We start from the raw sequence: 20,213 nt of genomic DNA on the forward strand, positions 1-20,213 counted from the left end.
GAGCTATATTCCATCAAGCGTTTTCCCTATGTGAAGCAGCCCGATCCTCCACCTCGGCCGCCACCTCCACCACCGCCTCCACCGCCACCACCAAGACCTGTGCACATCGATCCCTCGTTTGCTGCGCGACGCACCGATGACACTTATGTGTTATGGGGCGGCAATGTAAAAAACCAACATTACGACCCTCGGGAGCACGATACGTAAAAACAGCCGCTTGGATGAACCTTATAACCCGCGCTTGCGCGGGTTATTTGCAAGCGACCTTGGTCTTTGTAACGAAGATTTGCATTCGAAGCACCCTCTCATTGTTACATCCAACTACGCCCTATGAAGTGCTTGGAGAACGCTATGAAAAAAATCAAGGCTAAACTTGTGATCCCGGAGGCCACTCATGTTCAAGTGGTGGGGGATGTTTTTGTCGGCGCAACCGTACATGGTTTTTATCTTTACAACAGCAATGGGGGTAGCCCAGAAGGATTGTCTAAATTCTATTGGTATATCAATGGTGAACGCCTGACGGACGAAGGGCAATTGGACATAAAGTTGAGAGCAGCGGACGGTGGGAAATTTCTACAGTTTTCGGTGGTTCCCGTATCGTCTGACGGCGCGCTGGGTGAAGAGGCTAAATCCCCGCTTTATCCAATAAATTCGGATTTTCAAAATATTTCTGATGAAGAAAACGAAGCATGTTATCTAAAACAGCGCGGTAATTTTTCATTTCACGTGCCCGAACCCACTGACAGGTTGTTTGTTTCCACGGGCGGCGTTTTTGCATTGCTTGACCCCTCCAGTGGCGATGTTCATCTAAAAGGGCAAAATGGATGGGGCTTACCGGTTCCACCCGAAATAATCAGTTTTTTGAAAAATAACAAGGCCGTTCGGTTGTTCTCGTCCGAACGCAGTTTCGCGGCGCTGGTGCCGCTGGGAAGTACTAACCAGTTGTTGTGTTGGGGGGGCGATGTTCCCGCCACGTTGCCACCCTTGCAGGGCATTCGCTCTGTTTACAGCACCCGAAGTGGCTTCGCTGTTATTTATAGTAACCCCGCTGCCGGGGCCAACCGTATTGCCGCAATTGGTCCAGTAAATAATCCCATTGCCACGATCCCCAATGCTATTCATCAAGCATTGCTCTTTGACCCACCCTTGGCTATTTACGCGGCAGATGACGCCTTTGCTGTGCGAACCCAGAACGGCCGTGTGTATGCGTGGGGTGATCCGAACAAAGGCGGCACGATACCACCCGCCGTTCGGGACCAGCTCAACTCGATGTTTATTACCCGGATTGTAGCGACAGCTATTTCCTTCTGTGCCATAACCGCTGATGGCGATTTTGCTGTATGGGGACATACGACGGGCGGCGGCACCATTCCCGTTGAACAATTGCGTCAGATCCTCAATGACGGCGGGATCGAATCGGTGATCGCGGCAACGACAGCCTTCTGCGCCATCACCCGAGGGCGTCGCATTGCTGTCAGTTGGGGGAGAGTGGGTGAAGGCGGGAACATGTCTGACGGTGCGGCCAACTTGGCCTTGCGTGGCAATATCATTCTTTGCACGGCCAACCGTTGGGCATTTGTGATCGCTAACCAATCGGGTCAGGCCGAGGCGTGGGGGGCCATCGGATTCGGGGGCGATCCGATACCACCTCAGGTAAAAGTGCAGTTTGAGGCGGCCTTTAACGGCGCTAATGCAGTCCCAGGTGACCCGCCCCGGCCTGGCACAAACAAGGAGCCGCAGAGACAACACAAAAACGTGTCGTCCAGAGCCATTATTGTGGATGGTCATCTCAGCTTATATGCCAATGATCACAGTTTTTTCTTACTCAGTCGCCACGATGACGGCAGGACCAATGCGATTGTTTTGCATGGCCTTCATACGTCTGGCGGCGAAATGAGTGCTGCGCTGCGGCAAACGTTAATGGCCAGCCTCATACGGGATGTTTACTGCACCAACGGGGCCTATGGGGTGATTACCACCCAGGGGGGAACGGAAGGGGCCGTGTCTGTATGGGGCGCCACTCTACGGATGGAGGATGCGGGTGAAATTCCTCCCGAGTTGGCTGATTATGTGCGCAGCAATGTCGTTGAATTGTACTCGATAAAACGATTCCCTTATGTTGGAAACCCTCCACCGCCAAGGCCCGTTCATAACGACCCTTCATTTGCCGCGCGACGCACCGATGGTACCTATGTGTTATGGGGTGGCAATGTGGATAACCAATACTTCGACCCATCAGCCGAAAGCAACGATTAGTCATCCGGAAGAGTTCAACCGGCTTACACCCAAAGAAGAGGCAGCCACTGTGCGACTGCCTCTCAACATCCCCTCTCATTTACTCATCGCATGTATTCATGTCACCAGGGAAGTTTCCTGAACGACAATTTGATCCACCATAAACGTAGCAGCGGTCCCGACTGAGAGTGAAAGGCGGGCAGTGAGATTTTGCACGGGCGGAGCAGCGGGTGTAGTGAACACATGGCTGACCTTTGCCCAGTTTCGATTCGGTTCCACCGACCTGGTCGCGCTCATCGCTCCCAACTCAAGGCGTGCAGTAGTCATAGAAGTCGTGCCGGAAACCTTGCAATAGAAACTAACCTCATAGCGCGTGTTTACCTTCAGATCAAGGTAGGTTTTTTGTAGACCTGGTTGCACGGTTTCACCTGCAGTTTTGCTGGTACGCCAACAAATGTTTTCAGCCCCTTCCACCGCAAGCTCACCTCTTGCGTTGAGAATGTTTTCCCAGCCATTGCGGTCGTAATTGAAGAAATTCGTCAAATCACTGAAATAGGTCGCTCGTACGGTATAGGTTTTAGTGGGAAGCGGTATGGCCCTGGTGATGTCGGGGATACCGCTCAACGCCACCCAACCTTGAATCGTGAGGGGCGAGCCGTCCATCAGCAAACGTAATTGCTCTACCGGTGCGCGGCGGTTCAAGCCTATTAACGCGCCATCTTCACCTAAAGGTTCACCGGTATAGGTGCTTGTGTGAAATGGAAGGCCATTCGTGTCGGTGCCATAAAAGTCTTGCCAGACGATGCAAACAGGATGAATAAAATGCCAAGTGGGCGTTATGGTACGCGCCCCGGCAGTCAACCGAGAGAGCTGGAGTTCAGGCACATCGCCGATACCTTCGATATAGGTATTGGGCAACCCGGTGAGCGTCAGCAGATCCAGGGGTACGATCTCGGACTCATAAGGAATTGCGTCGCGCAAGAAACGGTACTGCACGCTTATTCGATGATTGGCCTCGCGGATTCCCTCGGCGATGATGCGCTCCGGTATCGGCGCCTCAACTTCCTGGGTCGTCGCGTTACCCTTGACCGCTACAGTGGTGCTGCCGGTGCCGTCAGCGGTCAGCCAATCCAGAAAAATATCCTCGTTGTCGCGCATTGGGAATCTTATGATCACCTGGGTGCCGCTCAACGCTGCCAGAGGGTTCAGTTGGTCAGGGAAAACAGAGGCGCCTCGAATAACAGGACGCCCCAAATTGATTCCAGCGCCCACAGTAAGCTTGAGTACCTCGGAGCGTAGCACTTGCTCGGGGGGAGCCTTGCGCAGCAGGCTGTAGGTGATAGTCAGGGTACCGCCGTTATTACGGTCAACGATATCTCGCGGCACCGCTAATGGCAGTTCTTTGCCCTCTGTGCCTGTATTAATGTTGATCGTGCCATGGAGCGAGGCGTCAGGTTTGGAACCCAGTATGGTGTAGTGAAGGACGTCTTTGTCTTGGGTGCCCGTATAAGTAAATATCACCCGTACCGTTGGCCCTATCACATGTTCTGGGTTGATGTTATTGCCAATGCTGCCCTCTAGCCGTGCCACCGGCATTGTAGGGTTGCGTGCACCGACCTGGATGCCCAGCTCCACGGATTTTCGAACGGTGAGTACGCCAAGGCCAGGCGGTTTTTTTGCCTTGCCATCGTCGACCAGGTAATAAGCAACGACATTGCTGCGCCCCCTGAACCTTTGTAGTACCGCTTGGGAGATCAATCGCGTGCCACCCGGTTCGCCCGCCAACTCGCCCTGCTCGTAGTAAGCGCCACCACCGCCGGCAACGACTTCCTCTATGACTAAGGTTTCCCATAAATCGAACGCATACGGAATGTAGTCGTGGGGGATGTGGGCTACGCAGTAATGATCAGGGTCAATCAACCCCAACTCAATCGGTTCGATGGTGAGCGGCGGCATCCTTACCGGCGTGCCCACCACCACGATCATGATGCTGGCTGATTGCCCGAGTGTGTTGCCGGCGCTGTCACGCCATTCGTAAGATGCGTTGAACGATCCTCCTACAATTTCAAAGATGATTTCAGCGGGAACCGACGTGATGGTCTCGCCGATGTTTTGGTCTTCTACGCTATCTAATACGAAGGATTTCGTCGTGCCATCCGCCAGGGTCGCCCTCAAGGTAACGGTGACGAGGTGACGGGGGGCCGGAATGGGAGGGGGGATCACATCGGGGCGTGCTTTCACACTGAACTGCGAGGCGTGATCTCTATCAAAATCTACCTGTGGTGCCGCAGTTCCATTTATGAGGAACTCGGGTGCGCTACGTAAGTTGGGATCTAGTTCACTGATAAGTTGGTACGGCTTGGAAAACTGATATTTTTCACCACCAGAAATATTCTCCACAAAGTCGATCACTCGGTACCTGATGGTAATTGATCCTTTTAGGCTACCCTGAGTAATAATATCCTTCGGAACATGTACTTTGACTTCCCCGGCGTTGACGTCGGCTTGGGTCAACCGCTGCTTAACTTCGATACCGTCCCACCGCAGATCGATAAGATCATTCCTGCGCATATGGAGATACGGGTGTATGACACACCACAATCCATTGGTGATATCAGCAGGCTTAATAGGCTCACCTTCTGCAAAACCCTCCACCTCCATGGTCAGCCCATCATGCCATCCGGGCAATCCCGGTTCTGGGTCTTTACTGACCCCGCCCGGGCGAGTGGTCTTGACGTAAATAAATTGCCCGGGTGAATCGCTGGGGGTGCCAGGGCCTACACGCACGACACGTCCTTTGATAAAGACTTCGCCTCTAGGAACATTGTGTTCAGGTACATGCAGCGGGTAACGAGCCTCTGTGGTCGAAATAACTGAATCACGGGCGAGCGGAAGCGTATCCCTGTCCGTGTACAGCTGGTATTCATCAAACTGATTGAGTGTCGCCCAGCGCTCGAACAGCATGGTGAGATGAGGCACTACTTGGCGGATACCTAGTCCGTAATCATAGGGTTCGTCAGGAAAAGGAGTCATGTCCACTTTAGAAAACCTTGAATAAGGCTCATCTAAGTCAACATGAACCCTTTGCCCTGTCGGAAGGGATTGAGGGCTTTTATCAGGTGGGATAATGGGATCAGTCGGCATGGTCAACACTCCTTGCACTAAGGGACGCACCTAGTAATCGCGGGCGCATGGGCAAGAGTGATGAGGCGCTGGGCAGCAGCGGATGTCTAGCTGTCAGGGTTGACAGTGGCGACAAGTGGTCATTATTGAGCAGAGAGGTGGAGCAGGGTGAGTACAGTCAGCGCGGCATACCGCGCACTCTTGGCCACGCTGACCAACAGCAAAAAACGCCACAACGGCTCACGCATCACACCAGCCACCAACGTCAGCGGGTCACCAATGATCGGCACCCAGCTGAGCAACAACGTCCAATGCCCCCAGCGCGTGTAATGGCTGCGAGCCTTGTCCAGCTGCCTGGTGCTGACCGGGAACCAGCGCCGTTCCTTGAAGCGTTCCACCGAGCGCCCCAGCAGCCAATTGACCAGCGAGCCCAGCACGTTACCCAAAGTCGCGATGCCCAGCAGCAGCCATAGGTTGTAATGCCCGCTGAGCAGCAGGCCCACCAACACGGCTTCCGATTGCAGGGGCAATAACGTCGCGGCGCCAAATGCCGCGACGAACAGCCCCAGGTAACCCATCAACACCGGTCAGTGAGCCGGGTAGTCCGCTACCACTACATCTTTACCGTCTCGGGTCAGGCCAATGATTTGATAGGCCTCGCTGCGTCCGTCCACTTCCATCCCTGGTGAGCCTAAGGGCATACCCGGTGCGGCAAGGCCCAGCAGGTCGTTGCGCTTGCGCAAGGCCAGGACCTGCTCGGCGGGTACGTGGCCTTCGACGAATTTGCCGTCGATGACCGCGGTGTGGCAGGAGCCAAGCCGTGGCGCGACGCCCAGGCGCTGCTTCACCGCGCTCATGTTGGCTTCAACGTGGTCGTTGACCTTGAAACCGTTGCTCTCCAAGTGGCTGATCCACTTTTTGCAGCAGCCGCAGTTGGCGTCGCGGTGGACGTCGATGGGGATCAACTCGGCGGCCTGGGCCAAGGTAGTGGTGAACAAGGCACTGAGCAGGGCCAGTCGCAATGGGGTTTTCATCGTGGGTCTCACTGAAGGCGCGGCGATAAGCCGGGCATTCTCCCTGCTTTTGCGGGTATGTTTGCAATGTGACGCCGTTGTAATGTTTCTAAATTATACGAAGCGCTGGTTTTCCAGTCGCTGCTTGAGCCGGTCCAACGCAATCGCCGACAACGCGACCATGCGCTCGTGCAAAGACGCCAGTTGCAGTTCGGTTTCATAAGTCAGCACCCGCTTGAACAGCGTGCCGCCCTGATGAGCGCGCAAGTAGTAATGAATGGAACCATCAACCGCCAGGGAGGTGAACACGGTTTTGAACTCGCTGGGGCGGCGGGCGATTTGTACGCGGTAACTCATGGAGACGCGTATGCCCAGCAGGTCGATGATTTCGGTAAAGCGCGTGCCGATCGGCAATGAGCCGGTGTTGCCGGTGTCGGCGCTAAGGGAAGTGGGGTGCCACTCGTGCCAGCGGTCGGGCTGGGTCACATAGTCATAAACCGCCTCGATCGGCGTGTGGATGAAGCGTTCCTGACTGATCTGCTCCAAGCGGACCGAATGCTCAGTCGCGTGCATGACACACCTCCTGTGTGGCGGTTTTTACACTAGGAGCTGTGAGGATAGTCTGACGCCCGCGCTTTGCACGGGCGTCGGCAGGCCGTTCGTCAATCCCGCTGAGAACGGCCCGGACAAGGGCTCCCAGCAGGCACTAGATATCCAGCATGGCCAGCACGTCCTTGGGGTAACGCAGGCCTGCGGTTGCATCGGCAGGGAAGATCGCATCCAGCGCAGCCAGTTCGTCCGCGCTGAGAGAAATCGACAGCGCCTCCACATTCTCTTGCAGATAGGTGCGCCGCTTGGTGCCGGGAATCGGGATGATGTAATCGCCTTGAGCCAAGACCCAGGCCAGCGCCAGTTGCCCGGCCGTCACACCTTTGTCTGCCGCCAGCGTCTTGACCTGTTCTACCAGCCGCAGGTTTTTCGCAAAGTTCTCACCCTGAAAGCGCGGGCTGAAGCGTCGGTAATCATCGGCGCCGAAATCATCCGGGCTCTTCAACGCGCCGGTGAGAAAGCCTCGGCCCAGTGGGCTGTACGGCACAAACGCGATGCCCAGGCGCTGGCAGGCCGCGAGGCAGCCATTGTCTTGCTGGTCGCGGCTCCATAGCGAATATTCACTTTGCAGGGCGCTGATGGGATGGACCTTATGCGCCCGTTCCAGAGTAGCGGCGGACGCCTCGCTCAGGCCCAGGTAGCGCACCTTGCCCTGTTTTATCAGGTCGGCCATGGCACCCACGGTTTCTTCGATGGCCACGTCGGGGTCGATACGGTGCTGGTAGTACAGGTCCAGCGTATCCACCCCCAGGCGTTGCAAGGTGCCGTCGATGGCGTTGCGGATATAGTCGGGCCGGCCATTCACCCCGCGCACTATGGGGTTGGCAGGGTCGCGCACAATCCCGAATTTACTGGCCAGGAACACCTGGTCGCGCTTGCCGGCAATAGCCTTGCCGATCAGTTGCTCATTGGTGTGCGGGCCGTACATGTCAGCGGTATCTAGAAAATTGACGCCCAGCTCTAGGGCGCGGTGCAAGGTTGCGGTGGCTTCGGTGGTATCGCTGCCGGGCGTGTAGAAGTCGGTCATGCCCATGCAGCCAAGGCCAATGGCAGATACATGCGGGCCGTTTTTACCGAGTTGTCGAGTGTGCATAGGGAAGCTCTTGGTGATGAGGGGCCCATTGTTACCCTTGAAAAAATGCAGATAAACCCGCTAAAAGTGCTATCACTGTTCGTAATATCTAAACAATCTCCCACAGGAGCATTCTCTTGGATCGTTTTAACGCCATGCGCGTGTTCACTCGGATTGTCGAGTTGGGCGGGTTTGCCAAGGCCGCCGACAGCCTGCAATTGCCACGCGCCTCCGTGACAATTCTGATCAAGCAACTGGAGGCCCATCTCGGCGTGCAACTGCTGCAGCGCACCACGCGCCACGTCAGCCCGACCCTGGATGGCGCGGCGTACTATCAACGTTGCGTGCAGTTGCTGACCGATCTTGAGGAAACCGAGGCGGTGTTCTCCACGCGGCGCCAGAACCCTCGGGGCATCTTGAGCATCGATATGCCCTCAGGCATTGGGAGCTTGATTGTCATTCCGGCCTTGCCAACGTTCACCGCGCTGTACCCACAGATCGAGTTGGAGATCGGCCTCAATGACCGGCCAGTGGATTTGATTCGCGAAGGCGTCGATTGTGTGTTGCGGGGCGGTCCGGCCTTGGACGAATCGCTGGTGGCGCGGCCCTTGGCGATGATGGAACAACTGACGCTGGCCAGCCCCGCGTACCTTGAACGCATGGGCACGCCCACCTGCCTGGAGCAGTTGGCGGGTCACCAAATGGTCGAGTATGTTTCCAGTGCCAGCGGTAAACGGTTTGGCCTGGAATTTCTGCTGGGCAGCGAGTTGCATCCGATCAACCTGCCGAAAGTGGTTGCCGTGAACAGCTCCGCGGGTTACTTCGCTGCGTGCGAAGCCGGCTACGGGCTGATCCAGGCACCTCGTTATCACGCCCTGCGCCAACTGGCCGAGGGCACCCTGGTGCAGGTGCTCCCTGATGTGGCCGTGCCGAAGATGGCGCTGACTGCGTTGTACCCGCCCCATCGGCAATTGTCGCAGCGGGTGCGGGTGTTCGTCGATTGGCTGGTGCAGTTGTGCGCCCGGCCCGGCACCGGTTTACAAGGCTAGGCTTGCGCCCTGCGATAGGCGCCAGGCTGTTGCCCGGTAACTTTATGAAAGGCTCGGGTAAACGCCGCCACCGATTGATACCCGGCTGCCAGCGAAACCTCGGCCACGGTCTGGTCCGCCTTGAGCAACCCACAGGCGTGGCGCATGCGGATCATCAGCAGTACTTGCCCGGGTGACTGCCCGCACAATTCGCTGAAGCGCTTGAAAAACGCCGAGCGCGACAACCCGGTACAGGCCGCCATGCTTTCCAGGCTCCAGGGCTCGGCCGGGCGGGCGATCAATTGTTCCAGCAAATGCGCAAACGCCGGTGCCCGGCCCAGCGCCGCCAAGCCGCCAAGCTCGGTGTTGTCGAGTACTTGCTGGCGCATTACATACAGGAACAGCAGGTGGCACAGGCGCTCCAGCAGCGCGGAAGAGGGCGCTGGCGTGCGTGCGCATTCGTGCAGGATCAACTCGAACAGGCTGCGTGCGGCCGTCAGCGACGGGTCGCCGGCGCGCAGGATGATCCAGCTGGGCAGGGTGTCGACGATCAGTGTCGACAAGCCGGATTGAAAGTGAAAGAAACCGCATACTAATCCCACACCGTCGGTGGCCGTGTTGTCGAGGGGCAGCATCGCACGGCGTGGGCACTCCTGGGCGCCGGCTGCCGTGGCTTGGCCGGACAGGCGAAAAGCAAAGTCACGCAGCAGAAACACCGCGTCACCATTATTCAGGTGGTGGGGCATTGGATCGCCGTCGATATGCAGCCAGCATTCGCCTTGCACAATCAAATGGAAGCTCGCCTGTGCCAGGCCGTGGGTGCTCGCGTGCCAGTCACCGCAATAACGGCCGACGTGAAACAAACTGGTGTTGAGTTCGAGGCTATCTAATAACCAATCGACAAGTACATCGGACGAATTCATCTAATGGAAAGACTCAAGAGCAAGTAATCGCTACTTTAGCCTATTGAGCGCTTTTTTTAGAACCAACAGACTGGGGCATTGAAACCCAACAGGAGTCCACTTCATGTCCCGTGTACCGTTGCTCACGCCTGAAACCGCACCGGAAGCCGCCAAACCCTTCCTGGAAAACGCGCTCAAAGCCTCGGGTTTTATTCCTAACCTGCTGGGCGTACTGGCCAACGCACCGGCCGCGCTGGAAACCTACATCACCGTCTCCGGCTTGAATGCCAAGGCAGAACTGAGCCTGGCCGACCGTGAAGTGGTGCAATTGATTGCCGCCACCAGCCACGGTTGTGATTTCTGTGTCGCTGGCCATACCGCGGTTGCCCGCAACAAAGCGAAGCTGCCCGAGGAGGTGATCGAGGCCTTGCGCCGCCGGGGTGAGTTGCCTGACGCACGCTATGAGACACTCGCCGCCTTTACGCGTGAGGTGATCGCCACCCGTGGGGATGTGAGTGACGCGGGCTTTGAGGCGTTCCGCGCCGCCGGCTACACCGACGGCCACGCGCTGGAAGTCATCCTGGGGGTCAGCCTGGCAACCCTGTGCAACTTCGCCAACGTGTTTGCCCGTACCCCGCTGAACCCGGAGCTGGCGCAATACCGTTGGGAAAAACCGGCCAACTGATTTGGCGTTGGCCCACCTGCTGTAAAAGGAGAAACATGAATGCTTGACCCAATCTTGAGCCGTTGGCTCGATGTTCAAGCGCAGGCCCTGGACGTGGGCAGTTGCGATCCACAGGAAGTGCTGCCGCGGATGGCAGAAGCCAATATTCTGAAAATCGGTGTACCCACCCAGTTGGGCGGCCTGGGCGGTGACGTGGCGGGTGCGGTCGAGGCCATCGCCAATGTAGCCAGCCATTCCCTGGCGGCGGCGTTTGTGTGCTGGGGCCAGCGCTCGTTTATCGAGTACTTGCTGCAGAGTCCCAATCAGCGTCTGCGCGAGCAACTGATGCCTGACCTGCTCAGCGGCAAGTTGGCTGGGGCCACCGGGCTGTCGAATGCGATGAAGTTTCTGTCGGGTATCGAGTCGTTGCAGATCAGCGCCGAGCCCAACGACCACGGTTGGACCCTCAACGGTCGCCTGCACTGGGTGACCAACTTGCGCAAGAATGGCTTTGTCGCTGCGGCGGCCATCGAGCATGCAGGGGGCGGCGCGCCATTTATCCTGGCGATTCCGGATTCGGTGGCCGGGTTGCAGCGCTCCCGCGACCTGGAGCTGCTCGGGCTGCAATCGAGCAACACCGCAGCGCTTGGCCTGGAAGGCGTGGAGCTGAGTCGCGAATGGTTGCTGCACGAGGATGCGCGCAAGTTTTTACCGGCGGTACGCCCGGCGTTTCTAGGCTTGCAGTGCGGCATGTCGATTGGTTTGGCGCGGCGTTCCCTGGCTGAAGTAGCCCACCATTTGGGCGCCAGTCGCACCGTGTTGCGCGACGAGTTGGAAGCCCTGCGCGTGACCCTGGATCATCTGGTCAGCGAGCTTAAAAGCGGGCTGTTGGCCGGGCGCTTTACCGCCGAGCCGATACCGCTGTTCAAGCTGCGTATCGCGCTGGCCGAAACCGCCGCCAGCGCTGTGCAGCTTGAACTGCAAGCCAGCGGTGGCAAGGCCTACCTGACCGCCCACGGCAGCGGCTTTGCCCGGCGCTGGCGCGAGTCGGCCTTTGTACCGATCGTAACGCCCAGCCTGGTGCAACTGCGTACCGAGCTACACCGCCAGGCCAATCTATGAGCCAGGCGGTATTGACGGCCCAGGGCATTTGCCTGGGGTATGGCAGCGGGCCGGTGTTGCAAGGCTTCGACTTGCACTTGCAACCGGGTGAAGTGGTGTCGATCCTGGGCCCGAGCGGCGTGGGCAAATCCAGCCTGCTGCGCGTGCTAGCCGGCTTGCAGGCACCTCAGGCTGGCCGCGTGCAGGTATTGGGCGAGCCGTTGAGCGGCCCGCATCCGCGCGTGGTGGTGGCTTTTCAAGACCCGAGCCTGTTGCCTTGGCTGACCCTGGAAAAAAACGTTGCCTTCGGCCTGGATTTCGCTCGCCAACCGCACTTGAGTGGTGAAGAACGCCGCCGTCGTGTTGACCACGCCATTGCAGCGGTGGGGCTGGAGCCTGCGCGTCAGCAGTTTCCGGCGCAATTGTCCGGTGGCATGGCACAGCGCACGGCACTGGCCCGCTGCCTGGCGCGTCAGCCACAAGTGTTACTGCTCGACGAGCCCTTCGGCGCGCTCGATGAAGTGACTCGCGCCGATATGCAGCACCTGTTGCTCAAGGTCAATCGTGAGCAAGGCTCGGCGGCCGTATTGATCACCCACGACATCGACGAAGCGCTGTTGCTGTCGGACCGCATCCTGCTACTGGGTAACCGCCCGGCGCGGACGTTGGGCGAGTGGGCTATCGACCTGCCGCACCCTCGGGAAGAGCAGGTCGAGGCCATTGGCGCGCTGCGTATCGAGATTTTGAAAACCTTACGGCAGGCGAGCCGCCCTCAACCCAACCCCCTTGAACAACAGGAGTTTACCCATGTGTCTGGATGACCTGACCCACTCGCGCCGTGACTTTCTCAAGCTCTCTGCCGTGCTCAGTGCCGCGGGCGCCTTGCCCCTGTTGAGCAGCCTGCAGGCGCGCGCCGCCAATGAGCCCGACGCGCCGGTCCGCATCGGCTACTTGCCCATCACTGACGCCACGCCACTGCTGGTTGCCCACAACAACGGCCTGTTCGAAGCCGAAGGCATCAAGGCCGAGCGCCCGGTGTTGTTGCGTAGCTGGGCCCAGGTGATCGAGGCGTTTATCTCCGGCCAGGTCAACGTGATACACCTGCTGTCGCCAATGACCGTATGGGCGCGCTACGGCAGTAAGGTCCCGGCCAAAGTCGTGGCATGGAACCATGTGGGCGGTTCGGGCTTGACCGTATCCCCTGGCATTACCGACGTGAAGCAACTGGGCGGTAAGTCGGTGGCGATTCCGTTCTGGTACTCGATCCATAACGTGGTGGTGCAGCAACTGTTCCGCGATAACGGCCTCACGCCGGTCACCCGCGCCACCGGCAGTTCGATTGCTGCCAATGAGGTCAACCTGATCGTGTTGCCGCCCTCGGACATGCCTCCGGCTTTGGCGAGCAAACGCATCGACGGCTACATCGTCGCCGAGCCGTTCAATGCCTTGGCAGAAAACCTCAGGGTCGGTCGCGTGCAACGCTTCACGGGTGACGTGTGGCGAAACCATGCCTGCTGCGTGGTGTTCATGCACGAGCACGACCTGGCCAACCGTCCGGAGTGGTCGCAGAAGGTGGTGAACGCCATCGTCAAGGCCCAGGTGTGGACCCGCGACAACCGTGAAGAGGCAGTGAAGCTGCTGTCCAAGGATGGCCCGAACCGTTACACGCCCCATGCCGAGCCGGTGTTGAGCAAAGTCCTGGCGCCGGCGGCCAGCGACCGCGCCTCCTACGTGGCCGACGGCGCGATCCAGCACGCCAACTGGGACGAGCACCGCATCGACTTCCAACCGTACCCGTTCCCCAGCTACACCGAAGAACTGGTGCGGCGCTTGAAGGACACCTTGATCGAAGGCGACAAGAAGTTTCTCGCAGGCCTGGACCCTGCCTTCGTGGCCAAGGACCTGGTGGACGACCGCTTCGTGCGCAACGCGATCGAAGCCGTGGGTGGCATGCAGACCTTCGGTTTGCCGGATGGTTATGAGCGGCACGAGGAGATCGGCGTTTGAACAACAGCAGAATCCCCGGCTGGTGGCTGGGGCTGATTGGCTTGGCGGGTTTGTTGGTGCTGTGGTGGCTGGGCGTGAACGTGTTCGGCGAGGCTGATGGCCTATCGGCGCGCTTTTCCCTGGAGGCCACCGCCAGCAGCTTGTGGGAATTGCTCGGGCGGGGTGAGTTGTACCTGCATATCGCCGTGAGCCTGAAGCGTATTTTCGTCGGGCTGTTTATCGCGTTGTTGGTAGGCGTACCCCTCGGGTTGCTGGTGGGCAGTTCGCGTAACCTAGAGGCGGCGACCACGCCGGCGTTCCAGTTTCTGCGGATGATTTCACCACTGTCCTGGATGCCGATCGTGGTGATGCTGATGGGTGTGGGCGATCAGCCTATCTACTTCCTTCTGGCCTTTGCCGCTGTCTGGCCGATCATGCTCAACACCGCAGCGGGCGTGCGTCAGCTCGACCCGCGCTGGTTGCAGTTGAGCAAGAGCTTGAGCGCGACGCGTTGGGAGACATTGCGTCGGGTGATCATTCCTGGCGTCGTCGGCCATGTGCTGACCGGCGTGCGCCTGGCCATCGGCATCCTGTGGATCGTACTGGTGCCCTGCGAAATGCTTGGGGTCAGTGCGGGACTGGGGTATTACATCCTCGATACGCGTGATCGCCTGGCGTATTCGGAGTTGATGGCGATGGTGGTGGTGATTGGGGTGCTGGGGTTTGCGCTGGATGCGTTAGCGCGTTGGTTGCACCAGCGGTGGGTGCATGGCGGCTGATGGGCTCGAACGTTGCCTGCGTGCTACGCAGGCAACTATTTAGCGTGTTATCAGGTTGCTGGCGAAAAGATTTGCAGATCTCCCGCCAGATCGTTGTCAGCGTTCAGGGTACCCAGCGGGCCCGGTTTGGCATCCGTGGAGTTCGTGCCGTAGCCCACCTTCATGCCTGTTCGTTCGTAAACACCGATGCCAATGCCTCCGGTCGCCTCAGCCAAGCCGGTGACGCCTTGAGTGGAGTTGATGTGTTGGCGGCCCACCAAGGCGATCACTTTACCCTTATGCTTGTGTTGTTCAATGACGCGTGCGGCGTAGTAGTTGAACTCTTTGAGTCTTTTCAGGTTTCGTTCGGTTTCGCTTAGCGTCGTGTAGGCCTTACGGTCATGCCGGTGGCGTGTCAGATAAAAGTGGTCAAGGGGCACGACTTCTATTCCGGCATCCTTGAATTTTCTGATCAACGTCTGCAGATTGAATTGAGGGTGGGCGGGCCGCAAACCGTGGCCTGTATGGCCCATGCCATCGTCCTTGAGTAGTCCATTGTTGTCATAGACGACACCTTCAATGCCGACCACCTTTACATTTTTGCGCTTGAACAGGTCGATGCTTGCGTCAATTTCGCGGAACATGGCCAAATGCTGGTGACTCTCCCCGAATACCACCACGTCCGAATTGTCCAAGGCTTTTTCGATCAGGTCGGGCACTGTCTCGTAAGGTTTCGTTTCTGGAATTATGGGGCGATTTTGTGGGTTCAACGGGTCCAGTTTTTGATGGAAAGCATCCATTTCTGCGTTGAACCGCTCTTGTGTCGGTTGCCTTCGGCTGGGTGTGAAGTGGCCTTCGTTGGGGGCGCCTTTAATATGTTTTACGTATTCGTCTTTGATGGCGTCCAGATGATCTGTTTTGTTTACGATCGTCGGCGTGTGTCCATTGATGTTCGGCGCTTTTGGGGTGGGTCTTTTGTAGGGTTGAAATCGCGTGTTTTGCCGAGCGTTCATGTGCCCCCGAGGGGAAAAGTCAGCATGGGGTGAGGGTGGCATCAGCGTATGCGCAGGATCAAAAGCTTGAGGCGCACCGTAAGCCTCCTGCTTATGCACATCGTAGGGGTACCATTTACCGTTGTGTTTGACGGCAGAGCCATGAACCCGCTGGTTGCCCACCTTGAAGGTCCCGGTTGCCGCTGCCTCGTAGCGGCTTGCGGCGCTGATCAGCGCTTCGTGGCTTGCGCTTCCCTTCAGGGATGGCACCGCACCAGCTATCGCTTCAACGCTTTCGTAAATGAGTTTACCCGAGCCCTTTAGCAGATCACTCACGCCGTTTAACGGGTTCAACTCCTTGAGCAGGGCTGGCACCATGATTTTCGTTGCCTTGAGCGCCTTGCTCACTGCTGACCCAGCCGTACCCAGTACTTTTCCGAGTTTGGCCGCCAGGCCGATGCCGGCGGTGACCAAACCGAAAATATCCAGGGTGACGTCAGTGATCCCCTCGCCGTAGTTGCCGTCCATGAAATTGACGATTGCGGAACGGAAGGGAATAAGGTCGAGCAAAAACTCTTTGAAGTTCGTCAGCTTTTCATGATTACGCTCAAAGGTCGTGGTCCCCGCAGCGGCTTTCCTGATGGCGGGATTGTCCAGGTCCAACGCCTTGAGCACGGAGTCGGCGATATGGTGAGTGCGTGGGTTCAGGAACATATACGGCTGGGGTGCCGTGGAGGGCTGTTCGCGATCCAGCTTGCTTTCCTTCAAATCACCCAGGTCGATCCATGAAAACGGCACAGGGTTGGCCGGGATACTTGCGAGAATCGATTGCCCGCTGTCAACGATCTTGACGTTGTCTCTGTCCGGATAAAATGGCTCTTCCCTGATTATCTCGTTGGAGAACTTGACAGGGGCCGCCGGTGTTTTTCGGTTGCCCCGGCTTCGGATAACGCCGTTTACCGTATCGAACTCATAGGTGGTGGTTTGTCCATTGTTTTGCGCGGTGACCAGTACCGTAGGGCTGGTGTGAAACAAGGTGTCACCTTCGAAAGGGATCATGCCCACCTTGTAACTTTTTTCTTGAAAATAATTGAGCTTGCCCTGGGTCAAGTTTTTTCTGTCTTCGGGCAGCAGGTTGCTGAGCGCGTTGAGGAGAGCTGTTTTTTTAACGGTCTTATGATTGTCCAAGGCGGTAGAAAAGGCATCCTCAAACGCTCGTTGAATATTGAATGGCGCGCTGTGGGTGAAGGGAATAACGGCATCAAGGTCCACGCCGGTATTTTCTTTCGTGAGTACCCAGCGACCCTCCATGACCCGTTCTTCCATGACGATTTCCACCAGTGAGCGCGGCGCGCTGGGCGTATCGCCATTGTATCTGGAAAACATCTTGAGCTCGAAGTCCATGCCAGGGCCGAATGTCTTCACGAGGAGGTCCAGCGCCATGTGTTTACGGCTTGGAAAACTCCCGCCGATGAGCGATGAGGCTTCTATCAGCGTATCGAGTTGTGCTTTGAACAGCGCCTGGGCTTTTTCCAGGTCGGCTGGCTGATACAGGGCATCGTCTTTCGCTGGAAGAATGTCATTGGCCACGGCCCAATCCAACATCACTGCGGCTTGCGCAGAGGCGGGCACGGCGCCAGCAGTGTCGGCGGTGATCATCACTTCGGCATAAGACAGGGCGGCCACGCGGCCTGGAGTCTTGGCTTCAATGGCGGCTACTGCAATGCAAAGGTTCGCCCACGCGGCGCTGCCGTAAACTACCGAATCAGGAATGTCCTTGACCAGCAATTGCGGCGCAGTGCGTCTGAGTAACAGATGTGCGGCCGCGCCAGCGAGATCAGGGGATTCGCGCCCCGTGTCAATCAAGTGTTGGCGCAGGCTGTTGGTGATGGTCGAAAGCGGTTTGCCCCAATGACTTTTCTGCGCCAGGTCGAAACCCGCCACATGGTTTCGCACAGGCGCCGTCAACGGCTCGGGGTCCAGCATCAATTGGATCGCCGCCAGGGCATAGTCGTTTGCGCTGGTGTCGGTGGCGATACCATTCATTTTGGTTTGCATGGCTTGGCCGAGAGCCTGGCCATCCTTGGAGCTGATCAGGGTTTCGAGCACCTTGACCGGGTCCGCCAGTGCCTGCTCGGAGAAACTCAGGTTTCTACCCAGATGTTCCAGTACGCCGCGCTTGGGATTCCCCTGCGGTAAGTCGGGATCGCTGTTGGCATGTTCGACGGCGGCCGTGCGCAGCGTGTCTTGTTGGCTGACATCCAAGGGGATCGGCCAGGACAGGCCCCCTGCGAAGTTGCCCAAGGGGTGTTGCTGTGCGCGTGCTTTTGCGCTTTGCGCCAAGGCCAGCAAGTCGACCACGGTCTTGGGCAATGGCACGCCGTTTTCAAGCAGGAAGGCTTCGAGGCTTACGGACATGCCAGGTGTCCGTATGTAGGCTTGGTAATGGGCTGAGTCTGGCGCGATATTCATCGGCGTATTTTTCAGCAGGGCCGACACCTCACGTTCTGTTGGGCTTTGCGGCAAGGCCTGGGCAGACTCGTTGAGTTTTTGCGCAAGGTATCGCCAGTTTTTCTGATCACCCAGGCGTTGATCCAATGCCTGGCGCGCGTCGATGCTGTTCGCGCGCTCGTCCAGCCATTGCGCACGCGCCAACAGGGCGCTGTTGCCGTCGAAATGCGGTCCCAGGTCGGCAGCCTCAGGCAGGCCCGTCTCAGTCAGTAGATGCCCCCATGGGTCGACAAGCGTCGGCTCAACGTTGTTCGACTCATACAACGCCTGCAGTGCGTTACTCACCTGATGCCGCTGGCGCTCCAGCAACTGCGGCAATGACGTCGCCGGTCACTGGGGCGAGGTCCTGGCTCAAGTGGTTTTTCCAGTCATCCTTCAAGCCGTTTTGAACCTCCATCGGCAAACTCTGCAGTAGCTGCGCTGCGGCTTCGGGGTCGTCATTAATGCGTTGACGCAAGGTCGCAAGTGCCTTGGCCGGGCTGTCGAATGTTTCGTAGCCATCGCGAGGTGTGTAGAGCACCGTCAGGCCTTGCTGTTGGCCAGGAAGTAAGGTGCGGTCTGTCTGTGCGCTACTGAATGGGCGTGTCGCCGACGATCCATCGCTGCTGGTGATCAGGAAGGCCCCTGCCAGCACGCTGCCCTCTGGGCTTGGGGTATCCAATTTGAGCGGGTAGACACCGGGCCTTTCGCCATCCCTCATCGCGCTTTCCCGAGCCTGCAGGGTTGGATACTCAAGCGCCTTGTCGATCAATGATTTGGCGGCGGGCGTTAACGCACCGTCTTCCACGCCCAAGGCGGCGAGGGTGGACAGCATCTCTCGGTGGATACTGAGCAATTCGTTCTGGGGTGACTCGGGGTTGGGTTCGCCCGTGCGTGGCTCGGTCCAGAATCGGGAAAGGCTCAGGGGCAGTTCTTTTTCGATGGTTTGTGCAATCGAAAGGAGGGTGTCGCGAGCGTGCAATTGCTGGCTGCTTTCGCTTGGCGAGGCGCTGGTGTAGAAGCCGACTTCCGTGCTGGCAGTACTGGTCGAGGCCTGGGCGCCGGGAGGTGCCTTGAGCTGGCGCAGTGCGTTGAACAGGGCTTCGGTGATGCTCTGCACCGAGATTAATGTGCGTTGGCCGTGTTCATCAGTGTGATAGCGATGCACATACAGTGACGAGGCGTCTACAGGCGGTGTAGTACCGAAGCTGCGATTCAATTGCTGCTCGATAACACTGCTGAGCGTCGGCTGGCGCAGCAGCAGTGCCTGGATGTCCTGGTTGAGTTGTTGGTATTGATTGAGCAACAAGCGTTGATCAGTTATTTGAAGGCCCTTGATCAGGTCAGAACGAATCGCACTGACCGGCGTGATCGCATCCACGTCCGGAACGGCTATCGTCTGGACCGTCCCTGGCATCGGACGGGTGTGGGCAGGAGGGGCGATTTCATCGCTGGAGACGTTTCGGCGCAGGCGATGGTGGGCGATACCTGAAATCAAGTGAGTTATTCCAATGGCATTGGCCCACGCGTCCTGATGATAATCCGAGGGATGATTCTTCCTTGTTTGGGCCTCGAATGATTGGGATGAGAGCGTCGGAAGGTTCCGAAGGCACCCGGGGAAATGTTATTAACGAATATGTAACGCGTCGGTGCAGCAACACGGGGAAAGTGGGCTTGCTGCACACAGTGAGCACGCAGGGACAGCTCGTTAGGGCGGAGTACTCCCGAGGGGATCAGCGACGTTCGTAAACTCGGCCGCCATCATCGTGGCGATCATGCCAGCCACCGCCGCGCGGGAAGAAGAAACAACCGCCCAGGCTCAGCATGATCATCAAGGGAACCAGCAGGATGAGTCGTCGAAGCATTTCACAATTCTCCAAGGGGCTTCAAAGGTCTGTCAGGCGTAGGACAAGCCAAATCTGTTCATCGCCTGTAACATAAGACCCCGCCGACGCCGTGCCATCCCCGTAGTTGGGTATGTGCTTGGCATGCGCGGCGATACACAGTGGATACATCCTTCAGGTCCAGGAATTCGTCATGACCCAAAAGCAACGCTTGAAATACTCGCTTCTGATTGCCCTGGCTGTACTGGGCGCGATGTTCGGCCTGTCTTATCTGCAGAACACTGGCGTGATCAGCGAGAAAACCTTCCAGTACCTGGCCATCGCGATTGCCGTGGTCGTCGTGGTGATCAACGGCATCATGCGCCGCAAGGTCAAGCCTAACTTCTGACGCGTGTC

17 protein-coding genes are annotated in these 20,213 nt (G+C 57.9%); 8 read left to right on the forward strand and 9 right to left on the reverse strand.

The window, feature by feature from the left end; all coding sequences use genetic code 11:
- Nucleotides 1-351: 351 nt before the first annotated feature.
- The gene (locus BMH52_RS24355) at nt 352-2,256 is read left to right on the forward strand and encodes a hypothetical protein (protein ID WP_050587225.1); all 1,905 of its coding nucleotides are present in this window, start codon (nt 352-354) and stop codon (nt 2,254-2,256) included.
- A gap of 96 nt (nt 2,257-2,352) precedes the next feature.
- On the opposite strand, the gene BMH52_RS24360 is transcribed toward BMH52_RS24355, so the two are convergent.
- From BMH52_RS24360 to BMH52_RS24380, 5 genes are all read right to left on the reverse strand, one after another.
- A complete protein-coding gene (locus tag BMH52_RS24360; RefSeq protein WP_072434625.1) occupies nt 2,353-5,379 on the reverse strand; it encodes a hypothetical protein in 3,027 nt (1,008 codons plus the stop codon).
- A gap of 122 nt (nt 5,380-5,501) precedes the next feature.
- On the reverse strand, nt 5,502-5,942 hold the full coding sequence (locus BMH52_RS24365; protein WP_072434624.1) for a YqaA family protein: 441 nt from the start codon (nt 5,940-5,942) through the stop codon (nt 5,502-5,504).
- Nucleotides 5,943-5,945: 3 nt separating this feature from the next.
- Complete coding sequence (locus BMH52_RS24370) at nt 5,946-6,392, reverse strand: DUF411 domain-containing protein (RefSeq protein WP_014718602.1); 447 nt, start codon at nt 6,390-6,392, stop codon at nt 5,946-5,948.
- A gap of 93 nt (nt 6,393-6,485) precedes the next feature.
- Complete coding sequence (locus BMH52_RS24375) at nt 6,486-6,944, reverse strand: SRPBCC family protein (RefSeq protein WP_038450277.1); 459 nt, start codon at nt 6,942-6,944, stop codon at nt 6,486-6,488.
- Between the two features lie 133 nt (nt 6,945-7,077).
- Complete coding sequence (locus tag BMH52_RS24380; protein ID WP_072434623.1) at nt 7,078-8,073, reverse strand: aldo/keto reductase; 996 nt, start codon at nt 8,071-8,073, stop codon at nt 7,078-7,080.
- 116 nt (nt 8,074-8,189) lie between these two features.
- Between BMH52_RS24380 and BMH52_RS24385 the strand changes: the two genes are divergently transcribed.
- Nucleotides 8,190-9,101, forward strand: coding sequence for a LysR family transcriptional regulator (locus BMH52_RS24385; protein ID WP_072434622.1), 912 nt, complete (start codon nt 8,190-8,192; stop codon nt 9,099-9,101).
- On the opposite strand, the gene BMH52_RS24390 is transcribed toward BMH52_RS24385, so the two are convergent.
- Nucleotides 9,098-10,003 (reverse strand): AraC family transcriptional regulator, encoded by a 906-nt coding sequence (locus tag BMH52_RS24390; RefSeq protein WP_073845323.1) that lies wholly within the window; start codon nt 10,001-10,003, stop codon nt 9,098-9,100. The genes BMH52_RS24385 and BMH52_RS24390 overlap by 4 nt on opposite strands.
- Before the next feature lie 103 nt (nt 10,004-10,106).
- On the opposite strand from BMH52_RS24390, the gene BMH52_RS24395 reads away from it, so the two are divergent.
- Genes BMH52_RS24395 through BMH52_RS24415 form a run of 5 tightly spaced genes read left to right on the forward strand, consistent with a single transcriptional unit; the run spans nt 10,107 to nt 14,512 of the window.
- Complete coding sequence (locus BMH52_RS24395; protein ID WP_032902407.1) at nt 10,107-10,667, forward strand: carboxymuconolactone decarboxylase family protein; 561 nt, start codon at nt 10,107-10,109, stop codon at nt 10,665-10,667.
- A gap of 39 nt (nt 10,668-10,706) precedes the next feature.
- A complete protein-coding gene (locus BMH52_RS24400) occupies nt 10,707-11,768 on the forward strand; it encodes an acyl-CoA dehydrogenase family protein (protein ID WP_072434621.1) in 1,062 nt (353 codons plus the stop codon).
- Entirely contained in the window at nt 11,765-12,568 is an 804-nt protein-coding gene (locus BMH52_RS24405; RefSeq protein WP_014718595.1) for an ABC transporter ATP-binding protein, read from the forward strand. The genes BMH52_RS24400 and BMH52_RS24405 overlap by 4 nt, the downstream gene beginning before the upstream one ends.
- Nucleotides 12,555-13,754 carry an ABC transporter substrate-binding protein gene (locus BMH52_RS24410; protein WP_072434620.1) on the forward strand — a complete coding sequence of 400 codons (1,200 nt, stop codon included), beginning with the start codon at nt 12,555-12,557 and terminating at the stop codon, nt 13,752-13,754. Before BMH52_RS24405 ends, BMH52_RS24410 begins: the two co-directional genes overlap by 14 nt.
- On the forward strand, nt 13,751-14,512 hold the full coding sequence (locus tag BMH52_RS24415; RefSeq protein ID WP_032902405.1) for an ABC transporter permease: 762 nt from the start codon (nt 13,751-13,753) through the stop codon (nt 14,510-14,512). Before BMH52_RS24410 ends, BMH52_RS24415 begins: the two co-directional genes overlap by 4 nt.
- Before the next feature lie 50 nt (nt 14,513-14,562).
- Here the strand turns inward: BMH52_RS24415 and BMH52_RS24420 are convergent, their stop codons facing one another.
- The 3 genes from BMH52_RS24420 to BMH52_RS29755 form a co-directional block, all read right to left on the reverse strand.
- Nucleotides 14,563-18,312, reverse strand: coding sequence for a membrane-targeted effector domain-containing toxin (locus BMH52_RS24420; RefSeq protein ID WP_256575821.1), 3,750 nt, complete (start codon nt 18,310-18,312; stop codon nt 14,563-14,565).
- Nucleotides 18,272-19,471, reverse strand: a complete 1,200-nt coding sequence (locus BMH52_RS29750; RefSeq protein ID WP_256575822.1) for a hypothetical protein — start codon at nt 19,469-19,471, stop codon at nt 18,272-18,274. Before BMH52_RS29750 ends, BMH52_RS24420 begins: the two co-directional genes overlap by 41 nt.
- A gap of 235 nt (nt 19,472-19,706) precedes the next feature.
- The gene (locus BMH52_RS29755; RefSeq protein ID WP_019817128.1) at nt 19,707-19,838 is read right to left on the reverse strand and encodes a hypothetical protein; all 132 of its coding nucleotides are present in this window, start codon (nt 19,836-19,838) and stop codon (nt 19,707-19,709) included.
- A gap of 172 nt (nt 19,839-20,010) precedes the next feature.
- Between BMH52_RS29755 and BMH52_RS24425 the strand changes: the two genes are divergently transcribed.
- Entirely contained in the window at nt 20,011-20,205 is a 195-nt protein-coding gene (locus BMH52_RS24425) for a hypothetical protein (protein WP_014718591.1), read from the forward strand.
- Nucleotides 20,206-20,213: the final 8 nt, after the last annotated feature.

Source organism: Pseudomonas sp. BTN1, from assembly GCF_001907715.1.
Classification (GTDB): domain Bacteria; phylum Pseudomonadota; class Gammaproteobacteria; order Pseudomonadales; family Pseudomonadaceae; genus Aquipseudomonas; species Aquipseudomonas paracarnis.

Bases quoted from the DNA above. Each gene is read 5' to 3' on its own strand.
- BMH52_RS24355 (WP_050587225.1), top strand. From the start codon at position 352: ATGAAAAAAATCAAGGCTAAACTTGTGATCCCGGAGGCCACTCATGTT.
- BMH52_RS24360 (WP_072434625.1), bottom strand. From the start codon at position 5,379: ATGCCGACTGATCCCATTATCCCACCTGATAAAAGCCCTCAATCCCTT.
- BMH52_RS24370 (WP_014718602.1), bottom strand. From the start codon at position 6,392: ATGAAAACCCCATTGCGACTGGCCCTGCTCAGTGCCTTGTTCACCACT.
- BMH52_RS24375 (WP_038450277.1), bottom strand. From the start codon at position 6,944: ATGCACGCGACTGAGCATTCGGTCCGCTTGGAGCAGATCAGTCAGGAA.
- BMH52_RS24380 (WP_072434623.1), bottom strand. From the start codon at position 8,073: ATGCACACTCGACAACTCGGTAAAAACGGCCCGCATGTATCTGCCATT.
- BMH52_RS24390 (WP_073845323.1), bottom strand. From the start codon at position 10,003: ATGAATTCGTCCGATGTACTTGTCGATTGGTTATTAGATAGCCTCGAA.
- BMH52_RS24395 (WP_032902407.1), top strand. From the start codon at position 10,107: ATGTCCCGTGTACCGTTGCTCACGCCTGAAACCGCACCGGAAGCCGCC.
- BMH52_RS24400 (WP_072434621.1), top strand. From the start codon at position 10,707: ATGCTTGACCCAATCTTGAGCCGTTGGCTCGATGTTCAAGCGCAGGCC.
- BMH52_RS24405 (WP_014718595.1), top strand. From the start codon at position 11,765: ATGAGCCAGGCGGTATTGACGGCCCAGGGCATTTGCCTGGGGTATGGC.
- BMH52_RS24410 (WP_072434620.1), top strand. From the start codon at position 12,555: ATGTGTCTGGATGACCTGACCCACTCGCGCCGTGACTTTCTCAAGCTC.
- BMH52_RS29755 (WP_019817128.1), bottom strand. From the start codon at position 19,838: ATGCTTCGACGACTCATCCTGCTGGTTCCCTTGATGATCATGCTGAGC.
- BMH52_RS24425 (WP_014718591.1), top strand. From the start codon at position 20,011: ATGACCCAAAAGCAACGCTTGAAATACTCGCTTCTGATTGCCCTGGCT.